Annotated in this window: 22 protein-coding genes; 19 read left to right on the forward strand and 3 right to left on the reverse strand. The window is 63.9% G+C overall.

Annotation, left to right across the window (positions count from 1 at the left end):
• Positions 1-86 precede the first annotated feature (86 nt).
• The 18 genes from urtB (at position 87) to ACVMDN_RS41945 (ending at position 17367) form a co-directional block, all read left to right on the forward strand.
• Complete coding sequence (urtB, locus tag ACVMDN_RS41860) at positions 87-1685, forward strand: urea ABC transporter permease subunit UrtB (protein WP_371852090.1); 1599 nt, start codon at positions 87-89, stop codon at positions 1683-1685.
• A complete protein-coding gene (urtC, locus tag ACVMDN_RS41865) occupies positions 1682-2851 on the forward strand; it encodes an urea ABC transporter permease subunit UrtC (protein ID WP_076824891.1) in 1170 nt (389 codons plus the stop codon). Before urtB ends, urtC begins: the two co-directional genes overlap by 4 nt.
• A 4-nt stretch (positions 2852-2855) precedes the next feature.
• The gene (urtD, locus tag ACVMDN_RS41870; RefSeq protein ID WP_456835795.1) at positions 2856-3617 is read left to right on the forward strand and encodes an urea ABC transporter ATP-binding protein UrtD; all 762 of its coding nucleotides are present in this window, start codon (positions 2856-2858) and stop codon (positions 3615-3617) included.
• A 4-nt stretch (positions 3618-3621) separates the two neighbouring features.
• Positions 3622-4317 carry an urea ABC transporter ATP-binding subunit UrtE gene (gene urtE / locus ACVMDN_RS41875; protein WP_057016124.1) on the forward strand — a complete coding sequence of 232 codons (696 nt, stop codon included), beginning with the start codon at positions 3622-3624 and terminating at the stop codon, positions 4315-4317.
• A 49-nt stretch (positions 4318-4366) separates the two neighbouring features.
• Positions 4367-5203: an urease accessory protein UreD gene (locus ACVMDN_RS41880; protein ID WP_076824893.1), complete on the forward strand. Its 837-nt coding sequence runs from the start codon at positions 4367-4369 to the stop codon at positions 5201-5203.
• A gap of 28 nt (positions 5204-5231) precedes the next feature.
• Entirely contained in the window at positions 5232-5534 is a 303-nt protein-coding gene (locus ACVMDN_RS41885; protein ID WP_076824895.1) for an urease subunit gamma, read from the forward strand.
• Positions 5535-5642: 108 nt separating this feature from the next.
• Complete coding sequence (locus ACVMDN_RS41890; RefSeq protein WP_028334688.1) at positions 5643-5948, forward strand: urease subunit beta; 306 nt, start codon at positions 5643-5645, stop codon at positions 5946-5948.
• Between the two features lie 4 nt (positions 5949-5952).
• Positions 5953-6507, forward strand: a complete 555-nt coding sequence (locus tag ACVMDN_RS41895; RefSeq protein ID WP_076824896.1) for an HD domain-containing protein — start codon at positions 5953-5955, stop codon at positions 6505-6507.
• 1 nt (position 6508) lies between these two features.
• Positions 6509-8224: an urease subunit alpha gene (gene ureC, locus ACVMDN_RS41900; RefSeq protein WP_076824898.1), complete on the forward strand. Its 1716-nt coding sequence runs from the start codon at positions 6509-6511 to the stop codon at positions 8222-8224.
• Between the two features lie 111 nt (positions 8225-8335).
• Positions 8336-8635: a putative quinol monooxygenase gene (locus ACVMDN_RS41905; protein WP_024581875.1), complete on the forward strand. Its 300-nt coding sequence runs from the start codon at positions 8336-8338 to the stop codon at positions 8633-8635.
• A 24-nt stretch (positions 8636-8659) separates the two neighbouring features.
• A complete protein-coding gene (locus tag ACVMDN_RS41910) occupies positions 8660-8959 on the forward strand; it encodes a putative quinol monooxygenase (RefSeq protein WP_028342270.1) in 300 nt (99 codons plus the stop codon).
• Positions 8960-8966: 7 nt separating this feature from the next.
• A complete protein-coding gene (gene ureE / locus ACVMDN_RS41915) occupies positions 8967-9584 on the forward strand; it encodes an urease accessory protein UreE (protein WP_076824900.1) in 618 nt (205 codons plus the stop codon).
• Complete coding sequence (locus ACVMDN_RS41920) at positions 9565-10302, forward strand: urease accessory protein UreF (RefSeq protein ID WP_076824902.1); 738 nt, start codon at positions 9565-9567, stop codon at positions 10300-10302. The genes ureE and ACVMDN_RS41920 overlap by 20 nt, the downstream gene beginning before the upstream one ends.
• Positions 10303-10559: 257 nt before the next feature.
• Positions 10560-11804 (forward strand): IS4 family transposase, encoded by a 1245-nt coding sequence (locus tag ACVMDN_RS41925; protein WP_229193590.1) that lies wholly within the window; start codon positions 10560-10562, stop codon positions 11802-11804.
• A gap of 138 nt (positions 11805-11942) precedes the next feature.
• Entirely contained in the window at positions 11943-12581 is a 639-nt protein-coding gene (gene ureG / locus ACVMDN_RS41930) for an urease accessory protein UreG (RefSeq protein ID WP_028334695.1), read from the forward strand.
• 427 nt (positions 12582-13008) lie between these two features.
• Positions 13009-14670, forward strand: coding sequence for a CHASE domain-containing protein (locus tag ACVMDN_RS41935; protein WP_050387210.1), 1662 nt, complete (start codon positions 13009-13011; stop codon positions 14668-14670).
• A gap of 179 nt (positions 14671-14849) precedes the next feature.
• On the forward strand, positions 14850-15878 hold the full coding sequence (locus ACVMDN_RS41940) for a cytochrome-c peroxidase (protein WP_076824906.1): 1029 nt from the start codon (positions 14850-14852) through the stop codon (positions 15876-15878).
• A gap of 505 nt (positions 15879-16383) precedes the next feature.
• Positions 16384-17367: a hypothetical protein gene (locus ACVMDN_RS41945; protein ID WP_076824949.1), complete on the forward strand. Its 984-nt coding sequence runs from the start codon at positions 16384-16386 to the stop codon at positions 17365-17367.
• Positions 17368-17387: 20 nt separating this feature from the next.
• Here ACVMDN_RS41945 and ACVMDN_RS41950 read toward each other — a convergent pair whose 3' ends face one another.
• Positions 17388-17753 carry a methylamine utilization protein gene (locus tag ACVMDN_RS41950; protein ID WP_076824951.1) on the reverse strand — a complete coding sequence of 122 codons (366 nt, stop codon included), beginning with the start codon at positions 17751-17753 and terminating at the stop codon, positions 17388-17390.
• A gap of 217 nt (positions 17754-17970) precedes the next feature.
• Here ACVMDN_RS41950 and ACVMDN_RS41955 point away from each other — a divergent pair, with 217 nt between their 5' ends.
• Positions 17971-20877 carry an EAL domain-containing protein gene (locus ACVMDN_RS41955; protein WP_141342493.1) on the forward strand — a complete coding sequence of 969 codons (2907 nt, stop codon included), beginning with the start codon at positions 17971-17973 and terminating at the stop codon, positions 20875-20877.
• An 85-nt stretch (positions 20878-20962) separates the two neighbouring features.
• On the opposite strand, the gene ACVMDN_RS41960 is transcribed toward ACVMDN_RS41955, so the two are convergent.
• A complete protein-coding gene (locus ACVMDN_RS41960) occupies positions 20963-21511 on the reverse strand; it encodes a sigma-70 family RNA polymerase sigma factor (protein WP_016847265.1) in 549 nt (182 codons plus the stop codon).
• Entirely contained in the window at positions 21511-21714 is a 204-nt protein-coding gene (locus ACVMDN_RS41965) for a NepR family anti-sigma factor (protein WP_018269610.1), read from the reverse strand. The genes ACVMDN_RS41960 and ACVMDN_RS41965 overlap by 1 nt, the downstream gene beginning before the upstream one ends.
• Between the last annotated feature and the right edge of the window lie 65 nt (positions 21715-21779).

The following is a 21779-nucleotide window of genomic DNA, read 5'->3' on the forward strand; positions in this document are numbered from 1 at the left end:
AACCATCCAAGAACCTGGAGAAGGCGGCACAGCTCGCCGCCTTCTCCTCACACTCCTGCCGGGGTACTGACGTGTTCGCCAATTGTATTGATCGTTTTCGTGCGCTGTTTCTCTCGATCCTGCTGCTGAGCTGCCTCACAGTGCCGGCGCTGGCTGGTCCGTTCGAGGATTCGGTCGCCAAATTCGCCAATGACGAGTTCTCCGACACCGAGGCGGCGATCGGCGAGGTCGCCGCGTCGGGCAATGTGCTGGCCTCGCCCATCATCAGCGCGCTGCAGGACGGCCGGCTCTCGGCCGATCCCGACAGCAAGAAGGTCTTCATCACGCGGACCGACGGCAAGATTGTCGACGCCACCACCGGTGCTGCGGTCGACAAGCTGCCCGACAACGCCGCCGCCGTCCGCCTCAACAACCGCCTGCGCCGCACCGTGGAGGCTGCGCTCGGCGGCCTGACGCTGCTGTCGCCGGATCCGGCCAAACGCCTCGCCGCCGCGCAGTCGGTGTTCAAGAGCCACGAGGAGAATTTGCTGCCGACGGTGGAGGCTGCGCTCGCCAAGGAGAACGTCAAGTCGGTCAAGCAGGCCTTCGCCGAGGCGCGCGCCGCCATCATCCTGTTCAAGTCGGACGCATCCGACAGCGACAAGCTCGACGCCGTCGCCGTGGTCAAGGCGCGCGGCGATCAGGAGGCGCTGGCGCTGCTCACCGGCCTCGGCGCCGACCAGCCGCCGCTGGTCGCCAACGCGGCCGCAAGCGCGGTGTCCTCGATCCAGAGCAATCTGGCGATGTGGTCGATGGTGCAGAATGCCTGGTACGGCCTGTCGCTCGGCTCCGTGCTGCTGCTCGCCGCGATCGGGCTTGCCATCACCTTCGGCGTGATGGGCGTCATCAACATGGCGCATGGCGAGATGGTGATGCTCGGGGCCTACACCACCTTCGTGGTGCAGGAGGTGATCCGCAGCCGCTATCCTGCGCTGTTCGACTATTCGCTGCTGATCGCGGTGCCGCTCGCCTTCCTGGTCGCCGGCTTGATCGGTGTCGTGATCGAGCGCACCATCATCCGCTTCCTCTACGGCCGTCCGCTGGAGACGCTGCTCGCGACCTGGGGCCTGTCGCTGGTGTTGCAGCAGGCGGTGCGCACCGCGTTCGGCCCGACCAACCGCGAGGTCGGCAACCCCTCCTGGATGAGCGGTGCCTTTGAGCTCGGCCAGATCACCATCACCTATAACCGGCTGTGGATCCTCTGCTTCACGCTCGCGGTGTTTGCCATCCTGCTGGCGATGCTGCGCTACACCGCGCTTGGCCTCGAGATGCGCGCGGTGACCCAGAACCGCCGCATGGCGGCCTCGATGGGGATCGCCACCTCGCGCGTCGACGCGCTGACCTTCGGCCTCGGCTCGGGGATCGCCGGCATTGCCGGCGTGGCGCTGTCGCAGATCGACAATGTCAGCCCGAATCTCGGCCAGAGCTACATCATCGACAGCTTCATGGTCGTGGTGTTCGGTGGCGTCGGCAATCTCTGGGGCACCCTGGTCGGCGCCTTCACGCTCGGCATCGCCAACAAGTTCCTCGAGCCTGTCGCGGGCGCGGTGCTCGGCAAGATCGCGATCCTGGTGCTGATCATCCTGTTCATCCAGAAGCGGCCGCGCGGCCTGTTCGCGCTCAAGGGTCGGGCGGTGGAAGCATGACGCCGCACATCCTCACCCGTTCGCTCGACCGCGCGGCGACCGCGTTCGTCCTGATCGTCGCCGCGATCGGCGTGCTGATCCCGCTGTCGAACCTGCTGCTGCCGCAGGGCTCGATGTTCCAGGTGCCGACCTATCTGGTCGCGCTGTGGGGCAAATATGTCTGCTACGCCATCCTCGCGCTCTCGATCGATCTGATCTGGGGCTATTGCGGCATCCTCTCGCTCGGCCACGGTGCGTTCTTCGCGCTGGGCGGCTACGCGATGGGGATGTACCTGATGCGCCAGATCGGCAGCCGCGGCGTCTACGGCAACCCGATCCTGCCCGACTTCATGGTGTTCCTGAACTGGAGCAAGCTGCCCTGGTATTGGTACGGCTTCGACAAGTTCTGGTTCGCCGCGCTGATGGTGCTGCTGGTGCCGGGTCTGCTCGCCTTCTGCTTCGGCTGGCTCGCCTTCCGCTCGCGCGTCACCGGCGTGTATCTGTCGATCATCACGCAGGCGATGACCTATGCGCTGCTGCTGGCGTTCTTCCGCAACGATTTCGGCTTCGGCGGCAATAACGGGCTGACCGACTTCAAGGACATCATCGGCTTCAACGTGCAGGCCGAAGGCACCCGCGCGGCGCTGTTCCTGCTGAGCTGCCTTGCGCTGATCATCGCGTTCCTGATCTGCCGCGCGATCGTGACCTCGAAGCTCGGCAAGGTCCTGATCGCAGTACGTGACGCCGAAAGCCGGACCCGTTTCCTTGGCTATCGTGTCGAATCCTACAAGCTGTTCGTGTTCACGCTGTCGGCCTGCATGGCCGGCGTCGCCGGTGCGCTGTACGTGCCGCAGGTCGGCATCATCAATCCCAGCGAGTTCGCGCCCGCCAACTCGATCGAGGCGGTGATCTGGGTCGCGGTCGGCGGCCGCGGCACGCTGATCGGCGCGGCGCTCGGCGCCGTCGTCGTCAACTATGCCAAGACGTTCTTCACCTCGGGGCCGCTTGCACCGTACTGGCTGTTCATGCTGGGCGCGCTGTTCATCCTGGTCACGCTGCTGTTGCCCAAGGGCATCGTCGGTACCTTCAACGCCTGGTGGGAGCCGCTGAAAGCGCGGCGCGGCTCACCCGACGCCGAGAGTGCCGCGCGCGAAGACGGCATCGGCGCACCGAACCCGGCGGAGTAGGCAGATGAACGTCATGGATACCCGCGCCACTTCGGCCATGCTCTACCTCGACGGCGTGCACGTCTCGTTCGACGGTTTTCACGCCATCAACAATCTGTCGCTGGCGCTCGAGCCCGGCGAGATGCGCGCCATCATCGGCCCGAACGGCGCCGGCAAGACCACGATGATGGACATCATCACGGGCAAGACCAAACCCGACGAGGGCACGGTGCTGTTCGACGGCACCGTCGACCTGACCCGGCTCGACGAGACCCGTATCGCCGAGCTCGGCATCGGTCGCAAATTCCAGAAGCCGACGGTGTTCGAGAGCCAGACCGTGCAGGACAACATCCTGCTCGCGCTCAATGTCGATCATTCCGTGCGCGGCACGCTGTTCTGGCGCGGCAGCAAGGCTGAGTCCGAGCGCATCGACAAGGTGCTCGAGACCATCCGCCTGACCGATGCGCGCAACCGCCTCGCCGGCAGCCTGTCGCACGGCCAGAAGCAGTGGCTCGAGATCGGCATGCTGCTGGCGCAGGACCCGAAGGTGCTGCTGGTCGACGAGCCGGTCGCCGGCATGACCGATGTCGAGACCCATCTCACGGCCGAGCTCCTCAAGGGGATCAACAGGAACCACACCATCATGGTGGTCGAGCACGACATGACCTTCGTGCGCGAGCTTGGCGTCAAGGTGACCTGCCTGCATGAGGGCTCGGTGCTCGCCGAAGGTTCGATTGACCAGGTGTCGTCGAACGAGCGGGTGGTCGAAGTGTATCTGGGGCGCTAGGGCGATGCTGAAGATCGACAACATCAATCTCTATTACGGTGCGGCGCAGGCGCTGCGCGGCGTGTCGCTGACCGCCGAACCGGGCAAGGTCACCTGTGTGCTCGGCCGCAACGGCGTCGGCAAGACTTCGCTGCTCCGCGCCATGGTCGGCCAGTATCCGATCGCTTCCGGCACGATCAATTTCGACGGCAAGGACATCACCGCGCTAAAGCCCTATGAGCGGGCGCGGCGCGGCATCGGCTTCGTGCCGCAGGGCCGCGAGATCTTTCCGCTGCTGACGGTGGAAGAGAACCTCAAGACTGGCTTCGGTCCGCTCAAGCGCGAAGACCGCAACATTCCCAACGACGTGTTCTCGCTGTTTCCGGTGTTGGAGACCATGCTGGGCCGCCGTGGCGGCGACCTTTCCGGCGGCCAGCAGCAGCAGCTTGCGATCGGCCGCGCGCTGGTGATGCGGCCAAAGCTCCTGCTGCTCGACGAGCCGACCGAGGGCATCCAGCCCTCGATCATCAAGGATATCGGCCGCGCCATCTCCTATCTGCGCAACCTCGGCAACATCGCGATCGTGCTGGTCGAACAATATCTCGACTTTGCCTGCGAACTCGGCGACAGTTTTGCCGTGATGGACCGGGGTGCGGTGAAATATGCCTGCGACCGCGCAAGCCTCGATCCCGCCGAGATCAGCCGCCAGATGGCGCTGTGAACAGGATGTGACGCCGCCTCTTGTGGCGCGCGAAGGGAGCGTCGGGGGAATGCGGACCGGGATCGCAGGCGCGGCAGCGGCAACGTTTGCGGCAAACCGCGCCCAGGGTGCGGTCAGGTTCGGCGTGCATCTGAAAGACGGCGCCACCCGCCGCGGCGACCTGCATGAGTCGGGCTCGCTGCGCGTCCGCTTCCCATCGCCGGAGGACGACGGTCTCTCGGCCATGTTCGTCAACACCGCCGGCGGCATTGCCGGCGGGGACCGCTTCGAGATCGCGGTCGCGGCCGGCGAGGGAGCGCGTTTGACACTGACCACGGCGGCGGCTGAGAAAGTCTACCGTGCGCCGGCCGCGGCGGCACGGCTCGACATCGCGCTGACCGTTGCCGCAGGCGCGCATCTCGCCTGGTTGCCGCAGGAAACCATCCTGTTCGACCGTGCCCGCATTCACCGCGGCTTCGACATCGACCTTGCCGAGGGTGCCTCGTTCCTGCTTTGCGAGATCGTGGTGTTCGGCCGCGCCGCGATGGGCGAGACCATGCGCCACGGCGAGTTCGTCGACCGTTGGCGGATGCGACGCGGCGGCCGGCTGGTGTTTGCCGAGACCATCCGCCTCCACGGCGAGATCGGCGAGAAGCTTGCGCGACCCGCGATCGCGGGCGGCGGCTGCGCGATCGGCACGACGCTGATCGTGCCGGGTGACGAGGCCCTGGTCGAGCGTATCCGCGAGGCGTCGGACAGCTTCGGCGGCGAGGTGGGCATCTCCGCCTGGAATGGCTTTGCAATGGCCCGCTTCTGTGCCCAAGATGCGGCCCGGCTGCGCGCCGACATGATGATGGTGCTCGGCCGCGCCTCCACTGTCCCGCTGCCGCGGCTGTGGCTCAACTAAACCTTTCAAGAACGATCAGAGTGTTCGCATGAATTTGTCTCCCCGCGAAAAGGACAAGCTCCTGGTATCGATGGCGGCCATGGTGGCGCGCCGCCGGCTCGAGCGCGGCGTCAAGCTGAACCATCCCGAAGCCGTCGCGTTGATCGCCGACTTCATTGTCGAGGGCGCGCGTGATGGCCGCACCGTCGCCGATCTGATGCAGGCCGGCGCCAAGGTCCTGACCCGCGCGCAGGTGATGGATGGCATCCCGGAGATGATCCACGACATCCAGGTCGAGGCGACATTCCCCGACGGCACCAAGCTCGTCACCGTGCACGAGCCGATCCGATAGCCACGAGCGTCATTCCGGGGCGGCCGAAGGCAGAACCCGGAATCCAGAGATTGTTGATCGAGATTCCGGATTCACGCTTCGCGTGCCCCGGAATGACAGGAGAGACGAATGATCCCCGGCGAACTCTTCATCAAGGACGGCGAGATCGAGCTCAATGCCGGCCGCAAGACCGTGACGCTCTCGGTCGCCAACACCGGCGATCGTCCGATCCAGGTCGGCTCGCATTACCACTTCTTCGAGACCAACCCGGCGCTGAAATTCGACCGCAAGAAAGCCCGCGGCATGCGCCTCGACATCGCCGCCGGCACCGCCGTCCGCTTCGAACCCGGCCAGACCCGCGACGTCCAGCTCGTCGCACTCGCCGGCAAGCGCGTGATCTACGGCTTTCGCGCCGAGGTGAAGGGGAAGCTGTAGCGCCATGCTTCCCGCTGTCCGCATGGTCTCCGAAGCTGCCGAGCTTGCCGCGCACCGTCATAACGGGATGGCGCGCAAGGGGCGGGGGAGTGAGCCTTACATCAACCATCTCGCCGAGGTCGCGAATCTGCTCGCGCAGGTCACTAACGGCACCGATGCCGAACTGGTGGCTGCCGGCTGGCTTCACGACACCATCGAGGACTCCGAGACCACGCGCGAGGAGCTCGCGCAGAAGTTCACCGCGCGCGTTGCCGATCTCGTTGTCGAGTGCACCGATGACATGAGCCTGCCAAAGCCTGCCCGCCGGCAAAAGCAGATCGAGGATGCTCCGCACAAATCTCCCGGTGCAAAGCTGATCAAGATCGCCGACAAGATCAGCAATATCGGCGCGCGGATCGTGCCGCATCCGAGCAAGGACGAGCGCGATGATCTCGCCGACTATGCGGCCTGGGCCGACAAGGTCGTTGCCGGTTGCCGGGGCATCAATCCGCGGCTCGACCGCATTTTCGACGACACGATTGCGCGTGCCAAGGCCGCGCTGACTGAAACTGGGGGCTGACATGTCCGTGAAGATCAAGCGTTCCGTCTATGCCGACATGTTCGGTCCAACCACCGGTGACAGGGTTCGGCTTGCCGACACCGATCTGATCATCGAGGTCGAGAAGGATCTCACCACCTATGGCGAGGAGGTGAAGTTCGGCGGCGGCAAGGTGATCCGCGACGGCATGGGGCAGTCGCAGGTGACCAGCGCGCAAGGCGCGGCGGATACCGTCATCACCAACGCGCTGATCGTCGATCACTGGGGCATCGTGAAGGCCGACGTCGCGATCAAGGAGGGCATGATCGCGGCGATCGGCAAGGCCGGCAATCCGGACATCCAGCCCAATGTGACCATCATCATCGGCCCCGGCACCGACGTGATCGCCGGCGAAGGCAAGATCCTCACCGCCGGCGGTTTCGACAGCCACATCCATTTCATCTGCCCGCAGCAGATCGAGCACGCGCTGATGTCTGGCGTCACCTCGATGCTAGGGGGCGGCACCGGTCCGTCGCACGGCACCTTCGCCACCACCTGCACGCCTGGCCCTTGGCACATGGGGCGGATGATCCAGTCGTTCGACGCCTTCCCGGTCAACCTCGGCATCTCCGGCAAGGGCAACGCCTCGCGTCCGGCGGCGCTGGTCGAGATGATCAAGGGCGGCGCCTGCGCGCTGAAGCTGCATGAGGACTGGGGTACCACGCCGTCGGCGATCGACACCTGTCTCTCGGTTGCCGACGACTACGACGTCCAGGTGATGCTGCATTCGGACACGCTGAACGAATCCGGCTTCGTCGAGGATACGGTGAAGGCGTTCAAGGGTCGCACCATCCATGCCTTCCACACCGAAGGCGCCGGCGGCGGCCACGCGCCTGACATCATCAAGATTGCCGGGCTGAAGAACGTGCTGCCGTCCTCGACCAATCCGACCCGGCCGTTCACCCGCAACACCATCGACGAGCATCTCGACATGCTGATGGTGTGCCATCACCTCGATCCGTCGATCGCCGAAGACCTCGCCTTCGCCGAGAGCCGGATCCGCAAGGAGACCATCGCCGCCGAGGACATCCTGCACGATCTCGGCGCGCTCTCGATGATGTCGTCGGACTCGCAGGCGATGGGCCGGCTCGGCGAGGTCATCATCCGCACCTGGCAGACCGCCGACAAGATGAAGAAGCAGCGCGGGTCGCTGCCGCAGGACAAGGGCAACGACAACGACAATTTCCGCGTCAAGCGCTACATCGCCAAATACACCATCAACCCCGCGATTGCGCACGGCGTGTCGAAGCTGATCGGCTCCGTCGAGAAGGGCAAGATGGCCGACCTCGTGCTGTGGTCGCCGGCGTTCTTCGGCGTCAAGCCGGATTGCATCATCAAGGGCGGCTCGATCGTGGCGGCGCCGATGGGCGATCCCAACGCCTCGATCCCGACGCCGCAGCCGGTGCATTACCAGCCGATGTTCGCCGCCTTCGGCAAATCGCTCACCGCATCCTCGGTGGTGTTCACCTCGAAGGCCGCGGCGAGCGGCGGTCTCGCCCGCAAGCTCGGCACAGCCAAGAAGCTCTATGCGGTGCAGAACACCCGCGGCAAGATCTCCAAGAAGAGCATGATCCACAACGACGCGACGCCCGAGATCGAGGTCGATCCCGAGACCTATGAGGTACGCGCAGACGGCGAGCTGCTGACCTGCGCGCCGGCCGAGGTGCTGCCCATGGCACAGCGCTATTTTATGTTCTAAAACCCGTCCCGGTAACCAGAGCGTTTTCGAGCGAAGTGGATTTCCGGTTCGCGGAAAGAAAACGCGTCAAAACAAGACTCAAGCCAAAACAGAAAACCGGGAGGAACTTCCGTGATTTACGTCGTTGCTACGCTGACCATCAAGCCCGAGACCCGCGCCGAATTCATTGCTGCGGCGACGGCCTGCATCAAGGAAACCCGCAAGGAGCCCGGCAACATCGCTTACGATTTGCATGAGAGCGTCACCGACCACAGCAAGATGGTGTTCGTCGAGCAGTGGGAGAACGCGGAGGCGCTGGTGCCGCATCGCACCGCCGAGCACATGAAGACGTTCGGCCGGGTCGCGGTGAAATGCATGGCCGCGCCGCCGAAGATCGAGGTGATCACGCCCGAGAAGGTCGACGTCCGCTAACGAGAAAAAGAAGGGAGATAATCCATGATCTATGTCATCGCCACCACGCCGATGAAGCCGGAGAACAAGGACGACTTCATCAAGGGGCACAAGGCCTGCACGGTCGAGACCCGCAAGGAGAAGGGTTGCATCTCCTATGACGGCAATGTCAGCGTCAACGATCCCAACCTCTATGTGGTGGTCGAGCGCTGGGAGAGCCGCGAGGATCTCAACGGCCATGCCAGGGCGCCGCACATGAAGGTATGGCGCGAATATTCCGCTAACATGAAGACCGGGCCGACGGTGATCGAGATCATCAGCGACGCCAAGGTCGAGAAGCTCTGAGGCATCGATGATCCGCGCCACCAAAGTCCTGGGACAGCACCGCTGGAAGGAAGCGCCAGCCGATACCGTCGTGCTAGATTTCGACGACCGGCACCGGCGGCGGATGGTGATGTCAGGGACGCGCGGGCTCGAATTTCTGCTTGATCTCGAAAACGCCGTCGCGCTGCGCGGCGGCGATGCGCTGGTGCTGGAGGACGGCCGCCTCGTCGAGGTGGTCGCAGCTCCCGAGCCGCTGGCGGAAATCCGGGGCAGCGATCCGCATCATCTGATCCGGGTCGCCTGGCATCTCGGCAACCGTCATCTGCCGACGCAGATCATGCCGAAGGGATTGCGCATCCGCAGGGATCACGTGATCGAGGCGATGGTGAAGGGGTTAGGGGCCCGTGTGATCGAGATTGAGGCGCCGTTCGATCCCGAGGGCGGCGCCTATGCCGAGCATGCGCATGCCGACGAGCACGCGCATGGTCACACCGGGCACGATCATGCCCACAGCCATGCCCATGATCACGGCCACCACCATGGCCATGATCATGGGCCTGACCATGACCACGACCATCATCATGATGAGCATTGCGAGCATGCTCATCATCACCACGATCACTCCCATGCTCATGACCACAAATGAGCCTGATCCCGCCGCGCTGCGCGGCGGGATGGCGGAGGATGAGGCGGCCGCGCTGTACCGGCTGATGACATGGCTGTCGCCGTCCTTTCCGGTGGGGGCGTTCGCCTATTCCAGCGGCATCGAATGGGCGGTCGAGGCCGGCGACATCACGGATGCCGCGTCGCTGCGCGGCTGGCTCGCCGCGATGCTTTCCGACGGCAGCGGATTTTGCGACGCTGTGTTTCTCGCGCAGAGTTTTCGTGCGGCGTTGCAGCCCAATCATGCCGGGCTGGAGCAGGTCGCCGAGCTTGCCGCGGCCTTCGTGCCGTCGCGCGAGCGGCAGCTCGAGACCACGACGCAGGGGCGCGCCTTCATCGAGATCGCCCGTGCCGCGTGGAATTCGCCCGGCCTCGACGCGATGATTGCGGCTTGCAACGGCCCTGTCGTCTACCCCGTCGCGGTCGGCATCGTCAGCGCTGCACACGGCATTCGGCTTGCGCCGGCGCTGCACGCCTTCCTGCATGCAGTGACCTCGAACTGGATTTCCGCGGGCAGCCGGCTGATCCCGCTCGGGCAGACCGACAGTCAGCGCGTGTTGGCCGGTCTCGAGCTGGTCGTTGCTGCGACCGCGGCGCGGGCCAATGCGGCCTCGCTCGAAGATCTCGGCGGCGCGACCTTTCGCGCCGATCTCGCAAGCCTGCGTCACGAGACGCAATACACGAGGCTGTTCCGGTCATGATGCATCTTCCGCTGTCGTCCCTGCGAAAGCACTAGCGTGTCTACACGGTTTTGGGGCGCGACAGATTGACTCGGTGCAGCAAGAAGTGGCGTCTCTGGAGCATGTTGTATGATTCTCTCACTGGCGCTTTGATTCGAAGGAGCGCCAGCGATGCAGCCGGATTTGTCTTTGGGTGAGTTCGGGGACGTTCGTCTCGACAAAAGGGGGCGACGCTTCTCCGGGCTATGCTTTGCACGCGCAGCGTCTGCTTGCGCCAGATGGCCCGGGGCGATTGGGCTGCCAATATGGCGTTCTGGCGGTTTGTGAACAACCCCCAAGTCACGATCGATAAATTGATTGAGGGCTGGAGCGCGCAGACGCGGACTGCGGTCAGCGGGCGTCATGTGCTGGCGATCCAGGATACGAGCGAGGTCAAGTTCCAGACCCAGGCGGGACGGCGGCGCGGGCTGGGCAAAGTCGGCAAGGGCAATGCTCGCGGCGTGCTGTTGCATGCGATGATGGCGGTGGATGCCGACAGCGGGGTCTGTCTTGGCCTTACTGGCGGCAACGTTTGGACGCGCAAAGGCAAGGTAAAAATCCCGCATGAGCGGCGCGCCTTGGCCGACAAGGAGTCGGCGCGCTGGGTGACGGCCGCCGAGCAAGGCCGCGACGTCCTGGCAGATGCCCGCATGATCACCGTCGTCAACGACCGCGAGGGGGATTTCTTTGCTCACTGGGCGCTGACGCCAGCCGAGAATGTCCATCTTCTGTCGCGTGCCATGCACGACCATGCGCTGGTCGATGGCGACACACTTTATCAGGCGGTCGAGCGGAGCCGCTTCTGCGACAACGCGGTGATCGATCTGCCGCAGCGAATGGATCGGCGCGGCCGGCAGGCCCATCTCTCGATGCGCTTCGGAACCGTCGTGCTCAAGCGGCCGCAGAGGCCCGGCGTCACCGACTTGGCGGAGGGCATCAAACTCAGCTTCGTAGAAGTGGTCGAGTTGCATCCGCCGAGAGGTGCGGAGCCCATTCGCTGGCTGCTCCTGACCACTCATCCGGTCGCCACCGTTAAAGACGCCTGGCAGATCGTCTCCTGGTACCGCCAGCGCTGGATCATTGAGCAACTCTTTCGCTCGCTGAAGAGCCAGGGTTTGCGCATCGAGGATAGTCAGATCGAGAGCGCCGAAGGCCTGATCAAGCTCGTGGCGGTCGCCACCAGAGCGGCATGTATCGTCATTCAACTCGTTCAGGCCCGCAACAGTGGCGAAGAATTGCCGGCTGAATTTGTCTTCACCGCAGAAGAGATCGAGACGCTCAGGGCCATCAACAAAACCATGAAAGGTCGCACCGAGCTTCAGAAAAACCACCATCGCCCCAACACTCTTGCTTGGGCGGCATGGATCATCGCAAAACTCGGCGGATGGACCGGCTACGCCTCCCACCGTCCACCTGGACCAATCACCTTCCACACCGGAATGGCCCGCTTCCAAATCCTCGCAAATGGCCCGACAAACGTGTAGATGCACTAGTGCGAAAGCAGGGACCCATAACCACAGGGGGTGGTTGTTGCGGATGGTGTCGGCCACTGGACCCGGTTGAGGGATCACGCGGTATGGGTCCCGGCTTTCGCCGGGACGACAATAGAGGGACTTGTTGATATGCCCACTTCCCACGGCCCACTTCGTGTCGGCGTCGGCGGCCCGGTCGGCTCCGGCAAGACCGCGCTGATGGACCTGCTCTGCAAGTCGATGCGCGAGCGCTACGACATCGCCGCGATCACCAACGACATCTACACCAAATGGGATGCCGAGTTTCTGGTGCGCTCCGGTTCGCTGACGCCGGACCGCATCGCCGGTGTCGAGACCGGCGGCTGTCCGCATACTGCGATCCGCGAGGACGCTTCGATGAATCTCGCCGCGGTTGCCGACATGCGGGCAAAATTCCCCGACCTCGATCTGGTGCTGATCGAATCCGGCGGCGACAATCTGGCGGCGACCTTCTCGCCGGAATTGGCCGATCTGACGATCTACGTCATCGACGTTGCCGCCGGCGACAAGATCCCCTCCAAGGGCGGCCCCGGCATCACGCGATCCGACCTCCTGGTGATCAACAAGATCGATCTCGCACCCCATGTCGGTGCGTCACTCGAGAAGATGGACACCGACGCCAGGCGGATGCGCGGCGAGCGGCCCTTCGTGATGACCAACCTGAAGAAGAGCGACGGCCTCGATCGCATCATCAGCTTCATCGAGACCAAGGGCGGCCTTCGGTCGCAGGGCAAGGTCAAGGCGGGTTAGGCGTTAATCATTGTGGCGGTGCGAACCCTTATCCCGTCATCCCCGCGCAAAGGCTTCGCCTTTATCGCTGGAGGCGCGAGCAGAGCGAGCCTCGAAGGATAAACGGCCACCGGTGGGCCGTTCATCCTTCGAGACGCGCTGCAGGATGACGGTGAGGCACTTGGCTGGATGTCGCTGGCCGCCGCAAAAAAGCTGCGCAATCGCCGGAACAATTTCCAACTTTGCCGATTAGCAACCTTTGGCGCCGCCAAAGACCGCCGGGTGGCGTCGTCGTTAATGCTGCCGACCGGCTCCTGTTGCGGACCGATGATCGCTATTCCATATTCCTTTGCGGCGGGCCTTCATCGCATCCCGATTTGTCGCCGCCCTTGCAGAAGCCAGATGACTTCCGTCCCCTTTCGCCACCCCCTGATTGCCGAGTAAGCGTGTGGTTCGACTGGGCTTCATCGTTGCCTTGATTGCGCTGATCGGAGTTCTGCTCTCCGGTCTTGCCGCCTATCGGGTGCACGATCAGGAGCTCGCGATCGACGGCATCGCGCTGGCGCGGGCGATCGACGTCCATGCCAGCCTGGTGCAGGACCGCCTGACCGAGCGCGAGCTGCTGGCGCGGGTCGCCTCCGGGCTGTTCCGGGCGCCGTCGATGGTGAAGGCCAACATGCTGCAGCCGCTGCGCTCGGCGATCTACGCCTTCAAGACCGATTTCGTCGTCGCCGCCTGGATCGCGCGGCTCAAGCCGGACGAGCTCGCCGCGGCGGAGGCCGAGCTGAAGGCCAACGGCTTCACCAATCCGACCATCCGGGATTTCGACGACCAGGCGCTCGACCTCAAGGCGCTCGACAAGCCGATCAACGTGCTGATGGACGTCGAGCCGCGCAATCCGGAGACCTTGAGCATTCCGGGCCGCGCCTTCGACCGCCACTCGGTGGTGGGCCCGATGCTGGCGCGGGCGATGGCCAACGCCAAGCCGGTAGCCTCCGACCCGGTGCCGCTGTTGCGGCAGAACGGCCCGGTCGGCGTCGTGCTCGCCGCGCCGGTGTTCCAGGAGGGCGCATCCGAGCCGGCCGGCTTCATCACCTTCTCCTATGAGCTGTCGTCGCTGATGCTGACCAACGACGATAGCTCGCTGTTCGCGGTGGCGTTGAAGGATCCGCGCGACTCCAACGACGAGTTCACCGCCAACGAGCAGGGCATCGTCACCTCGCGCGCGGTGCGCCAGGACGGCCCGCTGCCGTCGATGGTGCGCACGGTGACGTTCGGCGGCCGTGACTGGTCGCTCGACTATTACGCCAAGAGCAACGCCACGGTGCGTGCGCAGCAGACCGCGACCATCGTCGCGGCGATCGGCCTCGCGCTGACCGGCATCGTCTGCGGCCTGTTCGGCTATGTCGCCTATAACAATTTGCGCCTCAGCCGCGAGATCGAGGTCCGCATCGGATTCGAGCGCCGGTTGACCGCCGTGATCGACGAGCTCAACCATCGCGTCAAGAACATCCTCGCGGTGATCCAGTCGATCGTGACCCGCACGCTGCGGCACGGCGCCGATATCGATGTCGCGCGCGAGCTCTTGATCGGGCGCATCCACGCGATGTCGAACGTCGTCACGCTGCTCAGCGAGAGCCAGTGGCAGGGCGTCAAGCTGAAGGGCCTGTTCGAATCGCGCGCGATCCCGCATGCCGACCGGATCGCGGTGAACGGTCCCGACATCACGGTCAGCGCCCGCGCCGCCCAATCGCTGTCGCTGCTGTTCTTCGAGCTCGCCTCGCATTCCGACGAAGGGCTGTCGCTGGTCGGCAAGCACCCGCACATCGTCGCCAATTGGGAGGTCGTCGGCGAGGATGCGGACTCGGTCTTTCATTTCCGCTGGGAAGAGTTCAACACCAGCCAGGCGACGCGGCGAGCCGACAGTGATTTCGGCCTGATCCTGCTCGACCGCGTCGCGCCCGAGGCGCTCGGCGGCACCGCGAAGCGCTATTTCACCGACGTCTCCTATGTCTATGAACTGACCGCGCCGATGGACACCGTCGTCGACATGACCGAGCGCGACCGCACCGAGCAGTTCTCCGCGCCGCTGCGCCCGGTGAAGAAGTAGCGACTGCCTCAGGTTGTGTGATCGGATCGACGCGCGGATTGATCGAAATCACGCGCGCAAGCATGCGCCGGCGTCATCGTGACCAATGCCCACTATCAGTAATAGACCGCAACCGATTGTTAAAACTTCGTTGAACATGCTTGGGCATATACCGAGCAGGATACCGTCTGAGGACCCCGATGAGGCTTTGGGTCAGCCTGACCTTGCTCGCGGCAGTTTTGCCGGTAGGGCTGTCGCTTGCCTTGACTCCGGCAGCGCCGCCCGGCGACCCTGCGACAATCCGTGCCAGCTATCGGAGGCCGGACGTCGTTCCGTTCCCGAGCAGCAATCCCTATTCGGAGGCGAAAGCCGCGCTTGGGCAACTGCTGTTCTTCGATCCGCTGCTGTCGAGGTCAAAGACACACTCCTGCGCGAGTTGCCACAGGCCATCCCTTTCATGGGCCGATGGCCTTCCGCGCGCCATCGGTGAGGATCCCAAGGGCCTGCCGATCCGCTCGCCGACATTGATCGATGTGGCCTTCTTCGAGCCGCTGGGATGGGACGGCAAGTTCAGGGATCTGGAATCCGTTGCGTTCGGGCCGATCCTCAGTCCGGCGAACCTGAACATGACCGAGCCGGAATTGATTGCGCGACTTTCGGCGATCCCCGGCTATGTCGATGCCTTCGCCCACGCATTCGGAGACGGCGCGATCACGCGGCCGAGGATCGAGGCGTCATTGGCGACCTTCGAGCGCTCCATCGTCGCAGGCGAGGCTCCGTTCGACCGTTGGATCAAGGGCGACGACACCGCCATCAGCAAATCAGCCCAGCACGGCTTTGAGCTTTTCAACGGCAAAGCACGTTGCTCGGCTTGCCACAGCGGCCCGTCGTTTTCCGACGGATCCTTCCAGGATATCGGCACCGCCAAGGGCCATGACATCGGGCGCGGCCGTTTCTTTCCGACCTCGGCGAAGCTGAAATATGCGTTCAAGACGCCGACATTGCGCGACGTCGCGCGCCGCGCGCCCTATATGCACGACGGATCGGTGGCAACGCTGGAAGATGTCATCGAGCTTTACAACAAGGGTGGGATCGATCGGCCGAGCCGATCGCCCGACATCAAGCCGCTGTCCCTGACGGCAGACGAGAAGAACGACCTTATCGCCTTCCTGCAAACCCTGACCGCGACGGCCCCGCCGGTGGCAGGCGTCCCCAAACTGCCGCGCTGACCTCGGCTCAACGCGGTTCAGAACGAGGTTCGTTTCAGGACAGGTGCGGCAGCGCCGCGCCCAGGAGGCCGAGCCCCACGATCACGAATGCGCCCGCGCAGGTCTCGAGGGTCGCTGTGCGCGCAGCGGACGATCTTGTCACATAGGCGAGGGCCGACCCCACCCCGATACTTACGACGCTCAACGCTCCGAACACTGTACCGGCCTCCCGATCCGATTTGTCCGGATTTCACTACGACAGTTGAATTGAGCTCCCGTGCCGGAATTAGCTAAAATTTGAGGCAACCGGCTGTAAAGACTGCACTAAGGGACAGGCCGGGGGCCCGCCCGCCACGATTAACCACAATGCAACCACGGGATGTCCCGGCAGGCGCAAAGCTTAAAATTTGATATAAGTTAAACAAGTCCTTAAAGTGTGTGGGCGGTTGGTTCAATGTTTAGTGGATGGGCGCGAGATACCGTCTCGGCGGTGCGCTCCTTTTTCGCCACGTGCCTTGCAGCGGTTCTGTTTTGTGTCGTCGCCGCGCGCAGTGCCGAGGCACATGTCAAATGGTTTTGTGCCTACGATGTCGCCGGCCAGCCCCGCGGACTCGAGAATGTCCTTTGCCTGGATTTCGAACTGCTGCTCGGTGTCGCCATCTTCTGGCTGTTTGCGGGTTGCCTGATCGAGCCCACCTCGCTGGGTGACGCCACGATCCGGGTGATGGACCGCGTCACCGAGGGGCTGCGGCTGCGCACCGAATTGATGATGCGCGCCGTGTGCGGGTTCTTCTTCATCTCGATCTGGGCCGTGGGCGGCATCCTGCTGACGCCCGAGTTGAAGACGACGTCGCCGTATGTCGGCGCGCTGCAGCTTGCGATCGCTGCCGGGATGCTGTCACGACGCACGCTGCCGCTGTCGGCGGCGGGGATGGTGGTTCTGTTCGGGATCGGCGTGCGCGACTACGGTCTCTTTCACCTCGCCGATTACCCGATCTTTCTTGGTGTTGCCGCCTATTTTGCACTGGTTGGGCTGAACAAGGATTTGTTCGGAATCCGGCCGATCGACGTGATGCGCTACGCCGCCGCGGTGACGTTGATGTGGGCCTCGGTCGAAAAATGGGCCTATCCGGAATGGAGCTTCCCGCTGCTGATCGAGCATTCCGCGATGACGCTGGGCTTCGACAACGAGTTCTACATGCGCGCCGCCGGCATGGTGGAATTCACGCTTGCCTTTGCCTTGATCTGGACGCCGCTGATCCGGCGCTGCGCCGCAACCGTGCTGACGGGGATGTTCATCAGCGCGTGCTTCGAATTCGGCAAGATCGACACGATCGGACACTCGGCAATCATCGCTGTCCTGCTAGCGATTGTCGCCGACAACAAGGTGTTGTCGCGCGACCGTCGTGCGCCGTGGCTCGCCCCCGTCGCGCTCTGTGCCGCGCTGTCGGTGACCTTGTTTGTCTATTATTTCGGCCACGCTGCGATCTTCAAGACGTCGGTCCTGTAGATCGCCGCCGCCTGGGGCGGCTATTTGGCGACGTGGACGGCAAGCTTCATCTTCGGGTGAATGCCGCACAGCACGGTGTAGTCGCCGGGCACCGAGAAAGTGACGTCGAACTTGCTGCCCGGCTGCTGGTCACCCGAGTCGAAACTGAACGTATCAGTGCTCAAATAAGCGTGATGCAGCAGTTCGCCGTCATCGTTAACGAACCGTAAAACCTCACCCCGCTTGATCGAGATCTGCGCGGGTTTGAATTCACGATCCTTCTGCGAAATGACATAAGGGGCTGCGCCCAAAGCTGCTCCAATAAGCGCTCCAGTGACGATCGCCGCCGCAAACGGCAGGCGGCCGAACTGGCCCAGGCGCAAGGCGCGCAACAAGCCTGACTGCATGAGACCCCCGCTGAACCTCGAACACCAAATATCGGCTATCCCGGGCTGCAAATGTGGCTCCCGGATCACCTGTAAGGGTGATTATCGCCAGCTGATCTTAACGATTTCAGCATGAGTTCCAGTCACTACTAAAGCAATTTTGAGCAGACAGTTATTTTCCGCAGTGCTGCGCGTTTCTGCGTAGCTTGAGTATCGAGCACTACGGCGAAACGCGGGCATGGACAGCCTATTTGGCAACCTCAAGGTAAAGAGCGGTGCGGCCTTTCGGTTCGCAACCGTCCGCCTTTCGCGTCTTGCCCTGACCAAGGGTTCGATCCGCAGCCAGATTCTGATTTTTTGCCTTGCGATGAGCGCCGTTGCGGTCGCCCTCGGCGGGTACTCCATCCTCGGCATCCGCCATGCCGGCGATCTGGTGGCCAAGACGTTCGACGAATCCCTTATGTCGATCAACTATGCACGCGCGGCCGGTGCGGATTTCGCCGCGATGCGGGTCGCCTCGTCGCAACGCCTGCTGACCACGGATCCGGAGATTCGCGCCAATCTCGATGGCCAGATTGAAAAGCTCGCGAAGACGCTCTCGGAAGACCTGGCGATTGCTGCCGATCGGTCGCAATCCTCGCGCGCTGCGCAAGCCGCCGCTAAGGTTCAGGAAGCCGCCGACGCCTGGATGGCGCTGCACCGGCGCGCGATCGGATCGTCCACGGAGGGCAGCGCGGCGGCCGATCCGCGCGCACCGGGTGCGACGGTCGGCGATGTCGATCGCTACTCCAAGATTGTCAGTCAGCAGGTCGAGCTGCTGGTCAATTATACGGCCGGCGATGGCTTCCTGTTCAGGCAAAAGGCGCTCTCGACGATCAAGCGGGACCTGCAGCTCAACGTGGCCGGGCTGACCGTCGCGCTGTTTCTGTCGGCGCTGTTTTCGTGGCTGCTGGCGCGCCGCATTATCGGGCCGGTCGCGATCGCATCGCGGGCCGCGCGAAGCATCGCCGGCGGCGACCTCGACGCGACCATCCCCAAGGGCGGGACCGACGAGCTTGGCACGCTTCTGACCGCAATGGAAACGATGCGCGACAACATCCGGCGGATGGTCAATCAAGAAGTATCGCAACGCCGCTCGGCGCAGGCACGGCTTTCCGATGCGCTCGAAACGTCGCGTGAGGGCGTCGTGCTGCTCGACGCGGATGGCCAGGTCGCGCTGGCCAACTCGCGCGCGAGTGAATTCATCCGTCTCTCGCCGCAGCTCCTGCAGTCGAATCCGCTCGATGCCGCCAGGCTGGCGCCTGCCGACGGTGACATCGATGGCTTTGCGAGCGAGGCGCAGCTTGCGGATGGACGCTGGCTGCGCGTCAGCCGCAGCGAGACGCAGGAGGGCGGCGTCGTCCTCGTCTACAGCGACATCTCCGCGCTGAAGCAGCAGAAGGCCGAGCTGCATGAAACCAATCTGCGGCTCGACGCGGCGCTCACGCACATGTCGCAAGGATTGTGCCTCTATAACAGCGAGGCGCGGCTGCAAGTCGCCAACCGCCGGTTCTGCGAGATCTTCGATATATCGCCGGAGCTTGTCGTTCCCGGAATGACCATGGAGGAGGTGCTCGACCTGAGCATCGCCGCGGGCAATCACGGCGAGCGGACCGTCACCGACCTGCTGGCGGAGCGCGAGCGCTCGATGGCCCTGCACGACGGCAATTATCTGCAGCATCTCAGCGATGGACGGATCATTGCGATCGCGCAACGGCCGACATCCGATGGCGGCTGGCTCGTCACCTGCGAGGACGTCACCGAACAGCAACGGGCGGAATCGCAGATCGCGTTCATGGCCCGGCACGATGCCCTGACCAAGCTGCCGAACCGGACGTTGCTGGCCGAGCGGATCGAGCTGGCGGTTGCGCAGGTCGGCCGCGGACTCGGCTTCGCGGTGTTCTGCCTCGATCTCGATAACTTCAAGCAGGTCAACGACACGCTCGGGCATCCGGTCGGCGACGAACTGCTGTGCGCGGTCGCGGACCGGCTCAACGCCTGCGTCCGTGAGGTCGACACCGTCGCGCGTTTGGGCGGCGACGAGTTCGCGGTCATCCAGTGCGGTGTTCAGGGCGGCGACGAGGCCGAACGCCTCGCGCGCCGCATCGTGGAATGCGTGGGTGCGCCGTACGAGCTGAACGGGCATCGCGTCGTCGTCGGATGCAGCGTCGGCATCTCGATGTCGCCGGGCGACGGCACCACCGGCGAGAAGCTGCTGAAGAACGCCGACGTCGCCTTGTACCGCGCCAAGATGGAAGGCCGCGGCACCTGGCGCTTCTTCGAGCCTGCGATGGACGCCAGCCTGCAGCGGCGTCGGGCGATCGAGCTCGACCTTCGCGAGGCGATGGTCAAGGACGAGTTCTCGTTGTTCTACCAGCCGCTCTACGATCTCCATCTCGACCGCATCTGCGGCTTCGAGGCGCTGCTGCGCTGGCATCACCCCAAGCGCGGGCTGGTGCCGCCGGACCAGTTCATCCCGATCGCGGAAGAGATCGGCCTGATCGGCCCGCTGGGAGAATGGGTGCTCAATCGCGCCTGCGAACAGGCGACGACCTGGCCCAGCGAGATGAAGCTCGCGGTCAACGTATCCGCGGTCCAGTTTCGCGATGCCGACTTCACCGACGTCGTCGTCGGCGCGCTCGCGACGTCAAAATTGTCGCCGCGCCGGCTGGAGCTCGAAATCACCGAGTCCGTGTTCCTAGCGAACAGCAACGAGACGCTCGCAACGCTGCACAAGCTGAAGGCGCAGGGAGTGCGCATCGCGCTGGATGATTTCGGCACCGGCTATTCGTCGCTGAGCTATCTGCGCAGCTTCCCGTTCGACAAGCTCAAGATCGACAAATCCTTCGTGCGCGATGCGACCGCGACGCATGGATCGAAGTCGATCGTCCGCGCCGTCATCAGCCTCGGCAGAAGCCTCGGCATGACCACGATCGCGGAGGGCATCGAGACCGTCGAGCAGCTGGATCATATGCGGGCCGAAGGCTGCAACGAGGCGCAGGGCTTCCTATTCAGTCACCCGGTCCCGGTGACCGAAATCGCAGCCAAGATCCTCGAATTGAGAAACGGCTTCAAGCCGGCGTCCGTCAAGGCGATGGCCAGCTGACGGCGCGCTGAGCGTGGCCTTGCAGGCCAACATGAAAAAAGGCGGCCCGCGGGCCGCCTTTTCTCATTTATCGCCGTGGTCGCGCTTAGCCGCCATTGCCGCCGATCACGGCACGCACGGTGTTGTCGGGGCCGAAATCCTCGGCGCTGTCGACATAGAGCAGCGCGGAGAGCTTCGATCGCGCGCGGTTGACGCGGCTCTTGATGGTGCCGACCGCGCAGCCGCAGATTGCCGCGGCATCCTCGTAGGAGAAGCCGGACGCGCCGACCAAAATCAGCGCCTCGCGCTGGTCCTGCGGCAGCTTTTCAAGCGCGGCGCGGAATTCCTCGAATTCCAGATGCGCCGCCTGCGAAGGCTGGCTCTTCAGCGTCTTGGCATAATTGCCCTCGGCATCCTCGACCTCGCGCCGCCGCTTCCGGTAGTCGGAGCGAAACAGGTTGCGCAGGATGGTGAACAGCCACGCGGGGAGGTTCGAGCCGGGCTGGAACGAGTCGATGTTGGCGATCGCGCGCAGCAGGGTCTCCTGCACCAGATCGTCGGCGCGGTCACCATTACCGGACAGCGAGATCGCGAACGCGCGCAGGCTCGGGACCGACGCAAGGATATCGTCGCGAAGTTCATTCGTGAGAGGCATTAGTCCCCTCCATTGTTCTTGTCGGTATCGCCCCCGGCGACGGCCGCCGCCGCAGCCTCCGGCCCGTCGAGTTTGCGGATCAGCTCCGCAAAGCGGTCGGGTACGCCCTGTCGCACCACGTCATCGTACATGGCGCGAAGCTGGTGGCCGATTCTCGATTGAATCTCGGCGTTGAGACCGCCCTGCTTCTTTACTTCCTTCATGATGTGATCCACGCTTCCCCGGGAGTTAAGTCTCTGATTTCCAAGTCGTTTCCTCGAAAAAAGAG

This window comes from Bradyrhizobium sp. USDA 4510 (genome assembly GCF_054059095.1).